The 15,846-nt window shown below is 57.0% G+C and carries 14 protein-coding genes; 9 read left to right on the top strand and 5 right to left on the bottom strand.

Going from position 1 to position 15,846, the window contains the following annotated elements; translation table 11 throughout:
- Positions 1 to 20 precede the first annotated feature (20 nt).
- From N1689_RS00980 to N1689_RS00965, 4 genes are all read left to right on the top strand, one after another.
- Positions 21 to 794, top strand: a complete 774-nt coding sequence (locus N1689_RS00980; protein ID WP_161732003.1) for an SDR family oxidoreductase — start codon at positions 21 to 23, stop codon at positions 792 to 794.
- Positions 795 to 873: 79 nt separating this feature from the next.
- The gene (locus N1689_RS00975; RefSeq protein ID WP_260057647.1) at positions 874 to 1,731 is read left to right on the top strand and encodes a co-chaperone YbbN; all 858 of its coding nucleotides are present in this window, start codon (positions 874 to 876) and stop codon (positions 1,729 to 1,731) included.
- 57 nt (positions 1,732 to 1,788) lie between these two features.
- Positions 1,789 to 2,703 (top strand): SPFH domain-containing protein, encoded by a 915-nt coding sequence (locus N1689_RS00970; protein WP_260057646.1) that lies wholly within the window; start codon positions 1,789 to 1,791, stop codon positions 2,701 to 2,703.
- Entirely contained in the window at positions 2,703 to 3,149 is a 447-nt protein-coding gene (locus N1689_RS00965; protein WP_222924402.1) for an NfeD family protein, read from the top strand. Before N1689_RS00970 ends, N1689_RS00965 begins: the two co-directional genes overlap by 1 nt.
- On the opposite strand, the gene cueR is transcribed toward N1689_RS00965, so the two are convergent.
- The gene (cueR, locus tag N1689_RS00960) at positions 3,137 to 3,541 is read right to left on the bottom strand and encodes a Cu(I)-responsive transcriptional regulator (RefSeq protein ID WP_161731995.1); all 405 of its coding nucleotides are present in this window, start codon (positions 3,539 to 3,541) and stop codon (positions 3,137 to 3,139) included. The genes N1689_RS00965 and cueR overlap by 13 nt on opposite strands.
- Before the next feature lie 97 nt (positions 3,542 to 3,638).
- On the opposite strand from cueR, the gene copA reads away from it, so the two are divergent.
- The 3 genes from copA (at position 3,639) to ybaK (ending at position 7,680) form a co-directional block, all read left to right on the top strand.
- On the top strand, positions 3,639 to 6,152 hold the full coding sequence (gene copA, locus N1689_RS00955) for a copper-exporting P-type ATPase CopA (RefSeq protein ID WP_253421239.1): 2,514 nt from the start codon (positions 3,639 to 3,641) through the stop codon (positions 6,150 to 6,152).
- A gap of 71 nt (positions 6,153 to 6,223) precedes the next feature.
- Positions 6,224 to 7,027, top strand: coding sequence for a TraB/GumN family protein (locus tag N1689_RS00950; protein ID WP_161731991.1), 804 nt, complete (start codon positions 6,224 to 6,226; stop codon positions 7,025 to 7,027).
- Positions 7,028 to 7,200: 173 nt separating this feature from the next.
- Complete coding sequence (ybaK, locus tag N1689_RS00945) at positions 7,201 to 7,680, top strand: Cys-tRNA(Pro)/Cys-tRNA(Cys) deacylase YbaK (RefSeq protein ID WP_033731793.1); 480 nt, start codon at positions 7,201 to 7,203, stop codon at positions 7,678 to 7,680.
- Here the strand turns inward: ybaK and N1689_RS00940 are convergent.
- Positions 7,677 to 8,546 (bottom strand): LysR family transcriptional regulator, encoded by an 870-nt coding sequence (locus tag N1689_RS00940; RefSeq protein ID WP_161731987.1) that lies wholly within the window; start codon positions 8,544 to 8,546, stop codon positions 7,677 to 7,679. The genes ybaK and N1689_RS00940 overlap by 4 nt on opposite strands.
- An 89-nt stretch (positions 8,547 to 8,635) precedes the next feature.
- Here N1689_RS00940 and N1689_RS00935 point away from each other — a divergent pair, with 89 nt between their 5' ends.
- Positions 8,636 to 9,067 (top strand): multidrug/biocide efflux PACE transporter, encoded by a 432-nt coding sequence (locus N1689_RS00935; RefSeq protein ID WP_161731985.1) that lies wholly within the window; start codon positions 8,636 to 8,638, stop codon positions 9,065 to 9,067.
- Between the two features lie 34 nt (positions 9,068 to 9,101).
- Here the strand turns inward: N1689_RS00935 and ushA are convergent, their stop codons facing one another.
- Positions 9,102 to 10,817, bottom strand: coding sequence for a bifunctional UDP-sugar hydrolase/5'-nucleotidase UshA (gene ushA, locus N1689_RS00930; protein WP_222925494.1), 1,716 nt, complete (start codon positions 10,815 to 10,817; stop codon positions 9,102 to 9,104).
- 606 nt (positions 10,818 to 11,423) lie between these two features.
- Here ushA and ybaL point away from each other — a divergent pair.
- Entirely contained in the window at positions 11,424 to 13,118 is a 1,695-nt protein-coding gene (ybaL, locus tag N1689_RS00925) for a YbaL family putative K(+) efflux transporter (RefSeq protein WP_161731981.1), read from the top strand.
- Between the two features lie 300 nt (positions 13,119 to 13,418).
- Here ybaL and N1689_RS00920 read toward each other — a convergent pair whose 3' ends face one another.
- Both N1689_RS00920 and hemH read right to left on the bottom strand, forming a co-directional pair.
- Positions 13,419 to 14,720 (bottom strand): inosine/guanosine kinase, encoded by a 1,302-nt coding sequence (locus N1689_RS00920; RefSeq protein WP_161731979.1) that lies wholly within the window; start codon positions 14,718 to 14,720, stop codon positions 13,419 to 13,421.
- A gap of 57 nt (positions 14,721 to 14,777) precedes the next feature.
- Complete coding sequence (gene hemH, locus N1689_RS00915) at positions 14,778 to 15,737, bottom strand: ferrochelatase (protein ID WP_260057641.1); 960 nt, start codon at positions 15,735 to 15,737, stop codon at positions 14,778 to 14,780.
- Positions 15,738 to 15,846 lie beyond the last annotated feature (109 nt).

Raw genomic sequence — 15,846 nt, 5'->3', positions numbered from 1 at the left:
TGCGCAAAAAGGGTAAAGAAATGCAAAAAACCATTCTGATTACAGGTTGTTCCAGCGGGATTGGCCTGGTCGCCGCGCACGATCTGCTGGCGCGCGGTTATAAGGTGATCGCCGCCTGCCGAAAAGCCGACGATGTCGCCCGCATGAACACGCTGGGTTATACGGGCCTGCAGCTCGATCTCGACGATCCGCAGAGTGTCGATCGGGCAGCGGACACGGTGCTCGCGCTCTGCGATAACCGTCTGGCCGCGCTATTCAACAACGCCGGATTTGGTCTGTATGGCCCGTTGCGAACCCTCACCCGTCAGCAGCTGGAGCAGCAGTTTTCCAGCAACTTTTTTGGCGTCCATCAGCTGACGCTGCGACTGTTGCCGGCGCTGCAGGCCAGCGGCGATGGCCGCATTGTGAATACCAGCTCGGTACTGGGACTGATCTCCACGCCTGGCCGGGGTGCCTATGCCGCCAGCAAATATGCACTGGAAGCCTGGAGCGATGCGCTGCGGCTCGAAGTGCGCAATAGCGGCATCCGGGTCAGCCTGATTGAACCTGGCCCGATTGAGACTCGCTTTACCGACAATGTGACGCAGGGGGAACAGCATAACCCGGTGCGTAACCCGGGCATCGCGGCACGCTTTACCCTGCCAGCGGAAGCCATTCTGCCTAAGCTTCGTCACGCACTCGAGAGTAAACATCCACGTTTGCGCTATCCGGTGACGCTGATCGCACACGTCATGAGCCTGCTGAAACGGTTACTGCCAGGCTGGATGCTGGATCGCATTTTGCGCAGCCATTAATCAGCCATGCGCAATAGCGCTTGAAGCCGGGCCAGTTGGCCCCATATTCTTAGAACACTTTTTGCAAAGAGACTTATCCATGTCACCACACGCTTCTATCATCGACATCAACGAATCTAACCTGCAGCAGACCCTTGAGCAGTCGATGCAGCTGCCGGTGCTGTTCTACTTCTGGTCTGAGCGCAGTCAGCACTGTCAGGAGCTGACACCTGTGCTGGAGCGTCTGGCGCAGGAGTACGCGGGTCAGTTTATTCTCGCAAAACTCGATTGCGACAAAGAGCAAAGAGTCGCGTCGCAGTTTGGTCTGCGTTCAATCCCGACCGTCTACCTGTTCCAGGATGGTCAGCCGGTTGACGGTTTCCAGGGACCGCAGCCGGAAGAGGCGATCCGCGCCCTGCTGGAAAAAGTCCTGCCGCGTGAAGAAGAGCTGAAAGCGCAGAAGGCGATGGTGCTGATGCAGGAAGATAAACCTCTGGAGGCGCTGCCGCTATTAAAAGATGCGTGGCAGCTGAGCAACCAGTCCAGTGAGATCGGTTTCCTGCTGGCAGAGGTACTGATTACCCTGAACCGCAGCGATGAAGCAGAAGCAGTGCTAAAAGTCGTACCTTTGCAGGATCAGGATACCCGTTATCAGAGCCTGATGGCGCAGATCGATCTGCTGAAACAGGCTGCGGATACGCCGGAGATTCAGCAGCTGCAATCCGAGCTGGAAGCGGCCCCGACTAACGCCGGGCTGGCTGCTAAACTCTCGTTACAACTGCATCAGGTGGGTCGCAATGAAGAAGCACTGGAACTGCTGTTCAGCTTTCTGAAATCCGATCTCAATGCCGCAGATGGCCAGGCGCGTAAAATGCTGCAGGAGATTCTGGCGGCGCTGGGAACCGGCGATGCACTGGCTGCGCGTTATCGTCGCCAGCTCTATTCCCTGCTGTACTAACAGCAGCACCACGGGCCGAAGCGACTCGGCCCGTTAATCTGACAATGCGGAGGTTGTATGATAACTGTCATTCCTGCCCTGATTATTCTGGCGCTGGTAGCGGTCTGGGCAACCGTCAAGATCGTGCCACAAGGTTTTCAATGGACGGTTGAGCGCTTTGGCCGTTATACCCGCACGCTACAGCCAGGATTAAGTCTGGTCGTGCCGTTCATGGATCGCGTCGGTCGCAAGATCAACATGATGGAACAGGTACTGGATATTCCCTCGCAGGAGATCATCTCCAAAGATAACGCCAACGTCACCATCGATGCGGTCTGTTTTATTCAGGTCGTTGATCCGGCGCGTGCCGCCTATGAAGTCAGCAATCTTGAGCAGGCGATTCTGAACCTCACTATGACCAATATGCGCACCGTGCTGGGCAGCATGGAGCTGGACGAAATGCTGTCACAGCGTGACAGCATTAATACCCGTCTGCTGCATATCGTGGATGAAGCGACCAACCCGTGGGGCGTTAAGATCACCCGTATCGAGATTCGCGACGTGCGTCCACCGCAGGAGCTTATCGGCGCGATGAATGCACAGATGAAAGCAGAGCGAACCAAGCGCGCCGATATTCTGACGGCCGAAGGGGTACGACAGGCGGCTATCCTGCGCGCTGAAGGGGAGAAGCAGTCGCAGATCCTCAAAGCGGAAGGTGAACGTACCTCGGCGTTTCTGCAGGCAGAAGCCCGTGAACGTCAGGCTGAAGCGGAAGCTAGCGCCACTAAAATGGTCTCGGAAGCGATCGCGGCGGGTGATATTCAGGCTATCAACTACTTCGTGGCGCAGAAATACACCGATGCGCTGCAAAAAATCGGTGAAGGCACTAACAGCAAAGTCGTGATGATGCCGCTGGAAGCGAGCAGTCTGCTGGGGTCGATCGCGGGCATCGGTGAACTGCTGAAGGAATCGCGTACCGAGTCGACACGCTGATGCTGATGGAAATCATCGCGCATCCGCACTGGTTCTGGCTGACGCTGGGTGGATTACTGCTGGCGGCTGAGATGCTGGGCACCAGCGGTTATCTGCTGTGGAGCGGACTGGCGGCAGTTATTGTCGGCATCTTTGAGTGGCTGGTGCCAGTGAGCTGGACGACACAGGGGTCACTATTTGCCGTGCTGACACTGATTTGCGTCTTTCTGTGGTATCGCTGGATGCGCCACCGTGAAACGCATCAGACGCCCAATGCCCTGAACCAGCGCGGTAGCCAGATGATCGGGTTGCAGCTGACGCTGGATACCGCGCTGCATAACCGCACCGGTCACATACGCATCGGGGATAGCAGCTGGCGGGTTGAGGCAGAACAGGATCTGCCTGCCGGCACACCGGTCGTCGTGGTCGGCATTGAGGGGATTACGCTGCGAATTCAGCCACGCTGAATGCAGCACCCGGCCAGATTATTGATAATCGGGCACTCTGCGCTCTCATCGCCCGGGCAGGCGTCCGCCAGCGCCAGCAGACGAGCGCGCATGGCATGCAGCTCTTCAATGTGCGCTGCAATTTCATCGGCTTTCTGCAGAGTGCGGGCTTTTACATCGGCACTGTGTCGCGACGGATTGTTAAACAGCGCCACCAGCTCGCGGCACTCATCCAGCGTAAAGCCTACCTGTCGCGCCTGACGTAACAGGTTCAGTTCATCCAGATGGTGACCGTCGTAATGGCGGTAACCATTTTCACTGCGCAACGGCGGCGTCACCACCCCTTTCTCTTCGTAGAAACGAATCGCCTTGCTGGTCAGCCCGGTCTTTTTCGCCACATCGCTGATGTTCATTTTCGTCCCCTTGACCTTCCCCTTGATGGAAGGTTTATGCTTAAGCATGAATCGAAACTGACCAGTTGGTCAAATGGGATCACAAGAGGAGTTGATTATGTCACACACTATTTCTCTGGCACTGGACGGCTTGTCCTGCGGCCACTGTGTCAAACGCGTCAAAGAGGCACTTGAGCAGCGCGACGATGTTGACCAGGCCGAGGTTACCCAACAGGAAGCGCAGGTTTCCGGTCACGCGGATGCGGCTGCACTGATCGCCACTGTTGAGCAGGCGGGCTATCACGCGACGCTGAAAACGGCGGACGCGTCCCCAAAGTCTGAACCGTTGACAGCATCGGAGCCGCCGCCGGAGGCGCTGACAACGGAGACCGCTTCTCATCCGGCAGAAAAAACATTACCCACCCATATGCTGCTGATTGAAGGCATGACCTGCGCCAGCTGCGTGAGCCGGGTGGAAAAAGCGCTGCAGCAGGTCGCAGGCGTCAGCCAGGCGCGGGTCAATCTCGGCGAGCGCAGTGCGCTGGTGCTGGGTGATGCTGACCCTGAGCAGCTGGTGGCTGCCGTTGATGCCGCGGGTTATGGCGCGCAGGTGGTGGATGACGAGCAGGAGCGACGTGAAAAGCAGCAGCACAGCGCCCGCAGCGCGATGCGGCGTTTCAGCTGGCAGGCGGCTGTCGCCTTAGCCTTTGGCGTACCGCTGATGATCTGGGGCATGGTTGGCGACAACATGATGCTCACCGACCATAACCACGGCATCTGGCTGACGCTGGGCCTCGTGACCCTGCTGATCATGGTCGTGACCGGCAGCCACTTTTATCGCAGCGCCTGGCGCAGTTTATGTAATGGCAGCGCTACCATGGATACGCTGGTAGCACTCGGCACCGGCGCGGCCTGGATTTATTCCTTTAGCGTGGTGTTGTGGCCCGACTTTTTCCCGCCGCAGGCTCGCCATCTTTATTTCGAAGCCAGCGTGATGATTCTGGGCCTGATCAATCTGGGCCATGCACTGGAGCAGCGGGCGCGTCAGCGATCGTCTAAGGCACTGGAGCGACTGCTTGATCTGACACCGGCCCAGGCGCGGCTGGTCGATCAACAGGGCGACCGACTGATCCCGGTCAGTGACGTCCAGCCCGGCATGACGCTGCGCCTGGTCACCGGCGATCGGGTGCCGGTCGATGGCGAAATCATCACGGGTGAAGCCTGGTTTGATGAAGCGATGCTCACCGGCGAAGCGGTGCCGCAAAGCAAAAATCCGGGTGTGGCGATCTTTGCCGGAACTCTGGTGCAGGACGGCTCAGTAGAATTTATCGCCCGGGCAACCGGGAATCACACCACCCTGTCGCGCATTATCCGGCTGGTACGACAGGCGCAGAGCAGCAAACCCGATGTGGGCCGTCTGGCGGATCGCATCTCCGCCGTTTTTGTCCCGGTGGTGGTATTGATTGCGCTGCTCAGCGGCGCGGTGTGGTATCTGTTCGGCCCGCAGCCGCAGATTGCCTACATGCTGGTGATTGCGACAACCGTCCTGATTATCGCCTGCCCCTGTGCACTGGGACTGGCGACGCCGATGTCGATTATTGCCGGTGTTGGCCGTGCCGCCGAGCTGGGGGTGCTGGTCCGCGACGCCGATGCGCTGCAGCGCGCCAGCCAGATCGACACCCTGGTGTTTGATAAAACCGGCACCCTGACGGCCGGAAAGCCGCAGGTCAGTGAGGTGCTGGTCTGGGGGAACGCCAGCCGTGAATCGGTATTAGCGACCGCGGCTGCGCTGGAGTTCGCCTCGGGTCATCCGCTGGCGAAAGCGATTGTCGCCGAAGCGAAACTGACTCAGCCAGCGTCGTTAGCGCAATTTCGTACAATACGCGGCAGAGGGGTCAGCGGTAGTCTGGATGGCAGAGCGCTGCTGCTGGGTAACGCTGCACTGTTGCAGGATAACGGCGTCGATTGCCGGGCGGCAGAAGCAGCGATTATGCGCCTGACGCAACAGGGTGCCACCCCGGTGTTGCTGGCTGAACAGGGTCAGCTCTCCGGGCTGATCGCGCTGCGCGATCAGCTACGTCCTGAAAGCAGTGCAGCCCTTAAGCGACTGCATCAGCAGGGTTATCGCCTGATTATGCTGACCGGCGACCATGAAGATACCGCACGCGCCATCGCTGCCGAAACCGGCATTGATGAAGTGATTGCAGGCGTATTGCCTGAAGGCAAAGCGGCGGCCATTGAACAGCTACAGCAGCAGGGTCGTCGCGTCGCGATGGTCGGTGATGGCATCAATGACGCGCCTGCACTGGCGCAGGCCGATGTGGGCATTGCGATGGGTGGCGGCAGCGATGTGGCGGTAGAAACTGCGGGAATTACGCTGATGCGCGCCGATCTCAACAGCGTGGCAGATGCGTTAGCGCTCTCTTCCGCGACGCTGCGCAATATCCGGCAGAACCTGTTTGGCGCATTTATCTATAACAGTATCGGTATTCCGGTAGCCGCGGGCGTGCTCTATCCGCTGACCGGCACCCTGCTCAGCCCGATTGTTGCAGGTGCGGCGATGGCGCTCTCCTCCATTACCGTGGTCAGCAATGCTAACCGCCTGCTGCGTTACCGGCCACCGCGCCAGTAATCGCCGTTTCAGCGCTGTTTTTAACGCTCTGAAGTCGCTAGCATGGGGTTTTGAATCGCAAAGGACCGGGAATGACAGGCAATATCTGGCGCTCACTGCGCGGCTTTATCAGCCAACTTTTTCCCGCCAGTTACCGCTGGCCTGCGATAGATGTCCGGCTTGGCAATCGTCAACTGCATCTGGTGGGCAGTATTCATATGGGAACGCGCGATATGCAGCCGTTGCCCGCTCGCCTGCTGCATCAGTTGCAGCAGGCTGATGCGCTGATTGTGGAAGCGGATATTACGCAGGGTGGCTCACCCTTCGATCACCGAGGCGATCGTCCTGCGCTCTCAGAGCGACTGGAGAGCAGCGCGATGCAAACGCTTACCGCACTGTGTCAGGAGATGAGTCTCACGCTTAGCCTGCTGGATAACCTGCCCGCCTGGCAGGTGGCGCTGATGTTACAGGCGCAACAGGCACAGAGGCTGGGATTACGGCCTGACTACGGCATTGATTATCAGCTGTTGCAGGCAGCGAAAGGCCTGAACAAACCCGTGATTGAACTGGAAGGTGCCGATGCGCAGATCGCCCTGCTAACCGCGCTACCGGATGATGGCATGGCGCTGTTACAGGATACGCTGCTGCACTGGCACACTAATGCACGACTGCTGCAGATGATGGTGAGCTGGTGGCTTGATACACCGCCACGCCAGCCTGAAATCACGCTGCCCGCGACGTTCAGTCAGGCGCTGAATGATACGTTGATCGGTCAGCGTAATGCGCAGTGGTGTGACAGGCTGCAGGGGTTAGCGGCGGGAAACTATGTGGTGGCCGTGGGTGCTTTGCATCTTTACGGCGAAGATAATCTGCCTGAGATGCTGAAGAAGCCCTGAAAAAAAGAGAGCCGATAAGTTTATCGGCCCGTCAAAGAGGAATTTGTTTATGATTTTGGTTATCGCTCAGCAATCAGATTGCTGGCGCGCGGCCAATTTTACGCAAAGAACAAAATTTCGCCACCTTTTTCCATGATTCTGCGTAATAAGATTTTTCTTAGTAAGGAATACGTATGACACCCGCCGTAAAATTACTTGAAAAACAAAAGGTCAGCTTTACGCTGCATCCTTACGAACATGACAGTAACGAAACGCATTTTGGTGACGAAGCGGTCCGCAAGCTTAATCTTGATGCGCGCCAGGTCTATAAAACGCTGCTGGTGGCGCTGAATGGTGAAGCGAAACAGCTGGCGGTAGCGATTACGCCGGTATCGACGCAGCTCGACCTGAAAAAGGTGGCAAAAGCGCTGGGCGCGAAGAAAGCCGATATGGCCGATCCGCAGCTGGCACAGCGTGTGACCGGCTATCTGGTGGGCGGTATCAGTCCGCTGGGACAGAAAAAACGGCTGCCCACGGTAATCGATGACTCAGCCAGCGCGTTTGACGCCATGTTTATCTCTGGCGGCAAACGAGGCCTGGATATTGAACTGGCACCTCAGGATCTTTCACGCCTGCTGGACGCACCGTTTGCGGATATCGCCCGCCACGACTAAACACGCGGCTGGGCGCACAGCTGATCGATCATCCAGCGCCCCGCCGGACCGGGCGGCGTTCGTCGTGACCAGACAACTTCAACGGCGATGTGCTGTGGCCAGCCCGACATCGACAACTCTTTCAGCACGCCATGCCCAAACTGTTTCACCAGCCAGCGTGGCAGAATCGTCCAGCCAAATCCCTGCTCCGCCATCTCCAGCAGCAGTAAATAGGTGGGCGCTGACCAGATGCGACCCATGGGCGCGGGTTCATGCGCCTCAACCCAGGTGTTAAGCCGCAGATGTCGCACGCCTTCCAGTTCGCTTTCGCTCAGGGTATCAGGCTGTGCCAGCGGGTGATCGCGATGTAAAAAGACCGCCATCTGCGCTTCAACCTGCAGCCGCGCCACTGCGATATCTACCGGCAGATTGGGCTGCGCCCGCACGACGCCCAGATGTACCCGCCCGGCCTGCAGCAGATCAAGGACATCACCATCTTCAGCAATCATGACTTCCAGTTCAATCTCCGGATAACGCGCATCAAATTGCCTGAGCAGATGTTCATGATGATCGGTTTGCCAGAAATCGGACATGGCAAAACTGAGCCGGGGTTCAACGCCCTGCGACAGACGTATCGCCAGCGCATCCAGCCGCTCGCTGGCCGACAGAATCTGCTGAACCTGAGGAACAACGCGACGTCCCTGCTCGGAGAGGATCGGCTGACGGCCCGTTCGATCAAACAGCGCAAAGCCGAGATCGTCTTCTAAATTAGCCACCGCTGCGCTGATGGTGGACTGACTTTTACCCAGCGCACGCGCAGCCGCCGAAAAGGAGCCACTCGCCACGGTCTGCATAAAAGCCTCAAGGGATTCCGGGGAGTATCGCATTTTTTCCATCGCTTTTTTCGATAGGTGTTCATTTTATCTTAGCATTCTGACATGTGAAAATGCGCCGTATTATTGAAGGAGAACAAAAAATGCGTACCCGCTCACTTAAAGAACGTATTCTTCATGCTGTCTGCTTTGAAACACTGGCGATTCTGACCGTTTCGCCGCTGGCGGCATGGGCAATGAATAAACCGCTGTTTCAGATGGGATCGCTGGCGATTATGCTCTCTACGGCCGCGATGCTATGGAATATGATTTACAACAGCGGGTTTGATCGGATTTATGCGCCAGGCCAGAAACGAGGTCCGGGCGTGCGTGTGTTACATGCGCTGGGCTTTGAAGGCGGATTTATCCTGATTGGTCTGCCGATCGCCGCCCTGATGCTGGATATCACCCTGTGGGAAGCTTTCCTGGTTGAAGTGGCCTTTTTCCTCTTCTTCCTGCCCTTCACCATGGCTTACAACTGGGGATGGGACAAACTGCGCGAGCGCTGGATCAGACGTCACCCCTGCCGGGCATAAGAAAAACGGGAGGCGCAAGCGCCTCCCGGTCAGTTCAATGCGTGGCGGCTGTTTCGTTCCCCCACGGCCAGATCCACGCCAGAATCATTTTGGGATAGTTACGCTTCCGCGCTTTCTCTGCTGCCTCATCGCGCGCCCGAATCTGCTCATCGGTAAGATGCACGATCTGCCCTTTCGGCTCATAGTCACTGGCTTTAACCGGTGAATGCGCCTTGATGAAGTCGCGCAGCACCTGCGCATCCACTGCTCCGCTGTTGACGTACCCGGCATGATTATCCAGACGCGGATAGCCGTCGCCGCCCGCCGCATTAAAGCTGTTTGTCGCCATGCGATAATGCTGCGTATCTTCAATCGGTTTGCCGTTAATACGGACGTTACTGACATGCTTACCATCGGCGGTCAGGCTGATACCGGCAAACTGGGCATAGCCACCTGAGTCAGGCTGAATATTGGCGACCACATCCAGATATTTTTTGACCTCTGCGCCAGTCAGGCTGACCGAGACCACCTGGTTGCTGAACGGCTGGACCTGTAGCAGGTCACGCCAGCTCAGCTTGCCCGATTTCAGCGAGGTGCGAATACCGCCGCCGCTCATCACCGCAAAATCGGCTTTAGTATGCGCCATCTGAGCGCGCAGAATCAGCTGGCCGAGATTTGTCTGCTCAAACCGAACCTGCTCTTTTTCACCGCTGAAGTCGCCGTCAACGCTGCCGACATTCAGGGTCAGCTTCGCCTCTGCCCGCTTCTGAAACGGCATCAGCAGCTTCATCATTGCGGTATTTTTCGGGATCTCTTCCTGCCAGGTGAGCCAGGTTTCACTGCCATCGGCATTCTTCACCTGATGTTTGAGGTTGACCGGCACCAGCTGATAAGCCTCCAGCGACACTTCTCCATTACGGAAGGTGAAGTCGCCACGTCCGACATATTTGCCCCACTTATCGGCCTGCATAATCCAGATGCCGTTCTGCTGATCGGGTTTGCAGGGCTGGCCGGGCTGATAATTTTTGACGCTGACGTTCTCTTTTTCCATGCAGACCGCATCATGGGAATGCCCACCCACGATCAGATCGATTGTGCCGGCAGGCAGGCTGCGGGCCAGAGTGACGTCATCGATGCCGTTGCTGCCGTGCTTACCGTCGTCATAGTGGCCAAGGTGGGTCAGCGCAACAATCACGTCCGGCTTCTCCGCGGCACGCAGTTCAGCAACCGCCTTCACCGTTTCTGCAATAGGATCGCGGAACTCGGTATCTGTCAGCCCAGCCGGATTGGCCAGTTTTGCGGTATCCGGGGTAATTAACCCGACGACTGCGATTTTCAGCCCGAGACGGTTAAATACCGCCCAGGGTTTAAACAGGCGCTGATCGGTGCCTTTCTGATAAACGTTGGCGGCCAGCAGCGGGAATCGCGCCCACTTCTCCTGCTTGCGCAGAACCGCAATCGGCTTGTCGAACTCATGATTGCCCAGCGCCATCGCGTCATAGCCAATCAGGTTCATCGCACGAAAATCGGGTTCAGCATCCAGCTCGTCGGACTCCGGCACGCCGGTATTGATATCACCGGCAGAGAGAATCAGTGCGCCGCCGCCTCTGGCCTGGACATCGTAGCGCAGGGTATCCATCAACGTTTTCTGCGCCGCCAGACCATATTCGCCCTGCGCATTAAACCAGAAGTGGCCATGCTCATCGTTGGTGTGCAGCAGGCTGAAACGATAGGTGTGATCGGCCTCAGCGGCCTGTGAAAACAGCGGCATCAGGGCCACCAGTAGCGCCACACCTGCTCCTGTCCATTTTGATAACAACACGGTGATTCTCCTTAATTTACTTTCTGGCCCGATTATCTGCCGCTTTGCCCCACTGTGTCGCATATTCCCCCGGCGAACTCAAGGCCAATGCACATCTGCGTGCATGCATGAGCTTACGCTTTTTATTTCTGCTCCGTGTTTGCAGAGTAAGAAAGTGGCTCCGGAGTGACACCTATACAACAGCGGGCTCTCGTTCCAGCCCGGGTCCGGTTTCTCCCGACTGAGCAGAAAGAGGCCATAAAGCGTGTTGTTAACCGATTGTTTACTGCTGCAAAAGTGCCGCTGGCAGGCTTTACCCCCTCTGCATGCACATTTCTCCCTTATTCGTGCCAGACCGACGTTATTTACTGATGCGAATTTTTATTTATCCGGCCCTGTTTAAAGCGTCAAATCAGCCAATATTATGGATAATGGACAAAAACACCCTTTCGATTGTGGTTTTGACTTTTTTTCATGGTTTTTTAAGGTATTCCCGCAAATTGCTCAGCGAAAGAAGTGATTTTGTTTTAAACTCATTTGTTACAAGCGGATACATTTGTATACAAGGAGACAGGCATGCATCACACCACACCGTTGATCACTACCATTGTCGGAGCACTGGTTCTGGCATTTCTCCTTGGGATGCTGGCAAACCGCCTGCGTATTTCGCCCCTCGTCGGTTACCTGATGGCAGGCGTGCTGGCGGGTCCTTTTACGCCCGGCTTTGTCGCAGATACCAATCTGGCCCCTGAACTGGCAGAACTCGGCGTTATCCTGCTGATGTTTGGTGTCGGCCTCCACTTCTCAATGAAAGATCTCATGTCGGTAAAGTCGATCGCCATTCCCGGTGCCATCGCGCAAATCGCAGTCGCGACGTTACTGGGAATGGGATTGTCATGGACGCTGGGATGGTCGTGGTTGACCGGCCTGGTGTTTGGTCTCTGCCTCTCTACCGCCAGTACCGTGGTGTTACTGCGTGCGTTAGAGGAACGACAGCTGATTGATAGCCAGCGCGGACAGATAGCCATTGGCTGGCTGATTGTTGAAGATCTGGTGATGGTGCTGACGCTGGTACTGCTGCCCGCCATTGCGGGCATGATGGAACAGGGCAACGCCAGCGCCGGACTGCTGGCCTGGGATCTGCTGTGGACCATCGGTAAGGTGGCTGCCTTTATGGTGCTGATGATGGTGGTGGGACGCCGTGCCGTGCCCTGGATCCTCGCCCGCAGCGCCGCCACCGGCTCACGCGAATTGTTTACGCTGGCGGTGTTAGCGCTGGCATTGGGCATCGCTTTTGGGGCCGTTGAATTCTTTGATGTTTCGTTTGCATTAGGTGCTTTCTTCGCCGGTATGGTGCTGAATGAGTCGGAACTGAGCCATCGTGCCGCACGGGATACTCTGCCGTTGCGTGATGCGTTTGCCGTGCTGTTCTTTGTTTCGGTCGGCATGCTGTTCGACCCGTCGATTCTGGTGACGCAGCCGCTGGCAGTGCTGGGCGCGCTGGTGATTATCGTGGTGGGTAAGTCGGTCGCCGCGTGGCTGCTGGTAACGCTGCTCGGCCATTCGCGTCGTACGGCACTGACCATTTCGGTCAGCCTGGCACAGATTGGTGAGTTCGCCTTTATTCTGGCCGGTCTGGGTATCTCGCTGGGCCTGCTGAGTGATGAGGGCCGCAACCTGGTGCTGGCCGCCGCCATCCTGTCGATTATGCTTAACCCGATTCTGTTTACCCTGCTGGAGCGTTTTCTGGCAAAAACAGAGACGATGGAAGAGCAGACGCTGGAAGAAGCCATTGAAGAAGAGAAGCAGATCCCGGTGGATTTCTGTAATCACGCCGTGATTGTGGGCTATGGCCGGGTTGGCAGCCTGATTGGTCAGAAGCTTCTTGAGGCTAATGTTCCGCTGGTGGTGGTTGAAAACTCCCGTACCCGGGTCGAAGCGCTGCGCGAACAGGGCATCAAGGCGGTGCTCGGTAATGCTGCCCGCGCGGATACCATGGAACTGGCACGACTCGACTGCGCCCGCTGGCTGTTACTGACCATCCCGAATGGCTATGAAGCGGGTGAAGTGGTGACGGCGGCGCGTGAAAAGCATCAGAATATCGAGATTATCGCCCGTGCCCACTATGACGACGAGGTGGAGTACATCATGGAGCGTGGTGCCACCCGCGTCGTGATGGGTGAGCGTGAGATTGCCAGCAGTATGCTGCAAATCCTGCAGGATGAGATGAAGCAGGGCGAAGATTTAAAGCCCTGCGATGTCGTGCGCTGATTCAGTCTGGCCCGTATAGCTGTGATATCGAAACGGCACAGGGAACAGGGTCAGATCGGAAAGACGCAAAAGCCGACATCCATGACACGCCTGGCCCGCGCGATTACGCACCTCATCCCTGAGGTGCGCCCGTTACCGGGCCAGCGCTCTGCGTTGTTCAAAAACGCCTGGCGTTTTTGTCCATGGCGCGGGACGCTCTCCTCTTCTGACCCTGTTCCCTGCGCGTTGAGTTAATCCATTGCTGCCAGATTCACCCTCATTTAAGTTTGCAAACTGTCTGCCGTCCTGTGGCAACCCGCTTTACCGATCCCAGTAAGACTCTTCCAGACTGTCTTCACGCTCCGGCAGGCCGCGGGTTAAACGCGGCGAATGCTGATTCAGCACCTGATAGCTGACGCGATTGGCATACTTACACACCTGCGCCAGTGACGAATAGGTCAGATACGGACGCGCATGTTTACTGGAGTTCGGCACATTCAGGCTGTGATAGTTGTTGGCGGTGATGTCATGCAGCAACGCCGCCAGCGCACCATCTCCGGCGCCGTTGGTGTTCATGATCTTTTCAGGTCCGCCCATATAAGGCGCGATGTGCGAGAAGATACGCAGCGGCTGCTGGCAATCCTGCTGGCGCATCACGCGGCTGAACTCATACTGGTTGAATTCTGCAATCGCGCCAGGCAGCAGCGGATGGTTGGTTTTGCGTTTGAACTCGTCTTCGGTGTAGCCCGCCATATAGAGCCCAATCGGGCCAGCGGTGCAGAGCACCAGATCCACCCAGTCCAGCGCCATATTGGAAGCAAGCAGCGGATCGGCTTCGCCGGTCAGCGCCAGCGCTTCCTCCTCGTTCATCGCCACGATGCTGACGTGCTCGCGCAGGAAGTCCCGCCAGAACTGAGGATTATCGCCAATCACATGTTTGGTACCCAGCGTCAGCACCACCGGCACATTGTGGCGTTTGGCATATTCAATCGCCTGTAACGTTGCCTGCGGCATCGGTTCACCTTCGGCACAGCGCACCAGATAGGAGGTCAGCACCAGCGCAGAAGCTCCGGCGATCACCTCTTCTGGCACCTTCTCCGGATGCAGCTGGTTCATCTGGCCGGGGCTGATCGCGAAGGTTCGCTCGCCATGTTCGCCAATCAGCGTAAAGCAGCGGCCAATAGCGCCATCAACACCCTGCAGATAGTTAAGATCGACCCGGCTTGAGGTGTTACAGAGATAGCGGTAGGCGTAGCCGCCAATCTGGATATTGTTGCACATCACGCCGAGCAGCACGGAGCGGTCATCGGCCAGCACCGAGAAGTTGTGCAGCGTGTTACCGATGGTGCCTCCGGCAAACTGATGAGTGATTAGCGCATCGCGCATCAGCTCGTTGTACAACGCTTCCGCGACAGCATTATCGATTACCAGCGAGTGCCCGGCACTCAGACCGTAACGGGCGAGAAAGTCGTCATCGACTTTGGCTTCGATATCCACCAGCGTCTGGTCGATACCCACTACCCAGCTGCCTGCATCAACATCGTGTTGAGCGGGCTGTAACAGGGGATCGCGTGCGCTGACGGGAAAGTAGTGTTTGGATTTACGTTTGCCGGGAAATTTCATCGGGAATGCCGTCTGGAAAAACAGGCGGAGAATGATATCACACTCTCCGCCTTCGCTTTAACGGCGTGCGTCGACCAGTTGCACCATCATGTCGATATGCGCCTCATCGGCGTTCAGCGCAGGGATATACTCAAACTTTTCACCGCCGGCATGCATAAAGATTTCGCAGTTTTCACCACTGATCTCCTCCAGCGTTTCCAGGCAGTCAGACGAGAAGCCCGGACTCATGACCTGAACATGTTTGATCCCTTTGGCAGGCAGGCCTTCCATGGTTTTGTCGGTGTAGGGCATCAGCCAGGGCTCACGACCAAAACGCGACTGGAAGGTCATCATGTACTGATCCTCACGCAGACCCAGCGCTTTGACCAGTGCGGCGGTGGTATCCGCACAGCGCTGCGGATAGTCATCGCCTTCGTTAGCAAAACGTTGCGGAATGCCGTGGAACGACAACACCAGCAGTTCGGGCTGACCGTGCCGCTCAAACGAGCGCTCTACCGTCGCTTTCAGCGCGGCGATATAGGCCGGATGTTCGGCGTAGTCACGGATAAACTGCACATCGGGCAGCGAACGATACCCTTTGAAGACGGCGGTCAGGCCATCCCATACCGCGGCTACGGTGGAGCAGGAGAATTGCGGATAGAGTGGCAGCACAATCAGGCGGGTGACGCCCTGCGCCATCAGCTTATCGACTGCGCTTTTCAGGCTCGGATTGCCATAGCTCATACCCAGTTCGACGGGCATATCAACCCGTGCCGCCAGGGCATCGCGCTGACGCATGCTGTAGACCAGCAACGGAGAACCGCCTTCCATCCAGACCGATGCGTAGAGCTTCGACACGCGCGGTGAGCGAAACGGCAGAATGACAGCATTGAGAATCGGCCACCAGAGCCAGCGCGGTGCATCGACCACGCGCGGATCGCTTAAAAACTGCTTCAGATAGCGTTTAACTGCAGGTGTGGTTGGAGCATCTGGCGTACCTAAATTAACCAATAACACGCCGGGCTTATCTTGCCTCATTTGAGTTCCTTGATGACAACGGGGATGCGTGAAAACAGGGAAATTGTAGCGGAATTAGTGGGAGGTAAAAGCAATTACTGCAAAAGGGGCCAGTGATACCGGCCCCATT

It is taken from the genome of Pantoea sp. XY16 (genome assembly GCF_025153065.1).
In the GTDB taxonomy this organism is placed as follows: Bacteria; Pseudomonadota; Gammaproteobacteria; order Enterobacterales; family Enterobacteriaceae; genus Pantoea; species Pantoea alfalfae.
The sequence above is the reverse complement of the archived record's forward strand: the minus strand, read 5'-3'. Positions and strand labels throughout refer to the sequence as shown.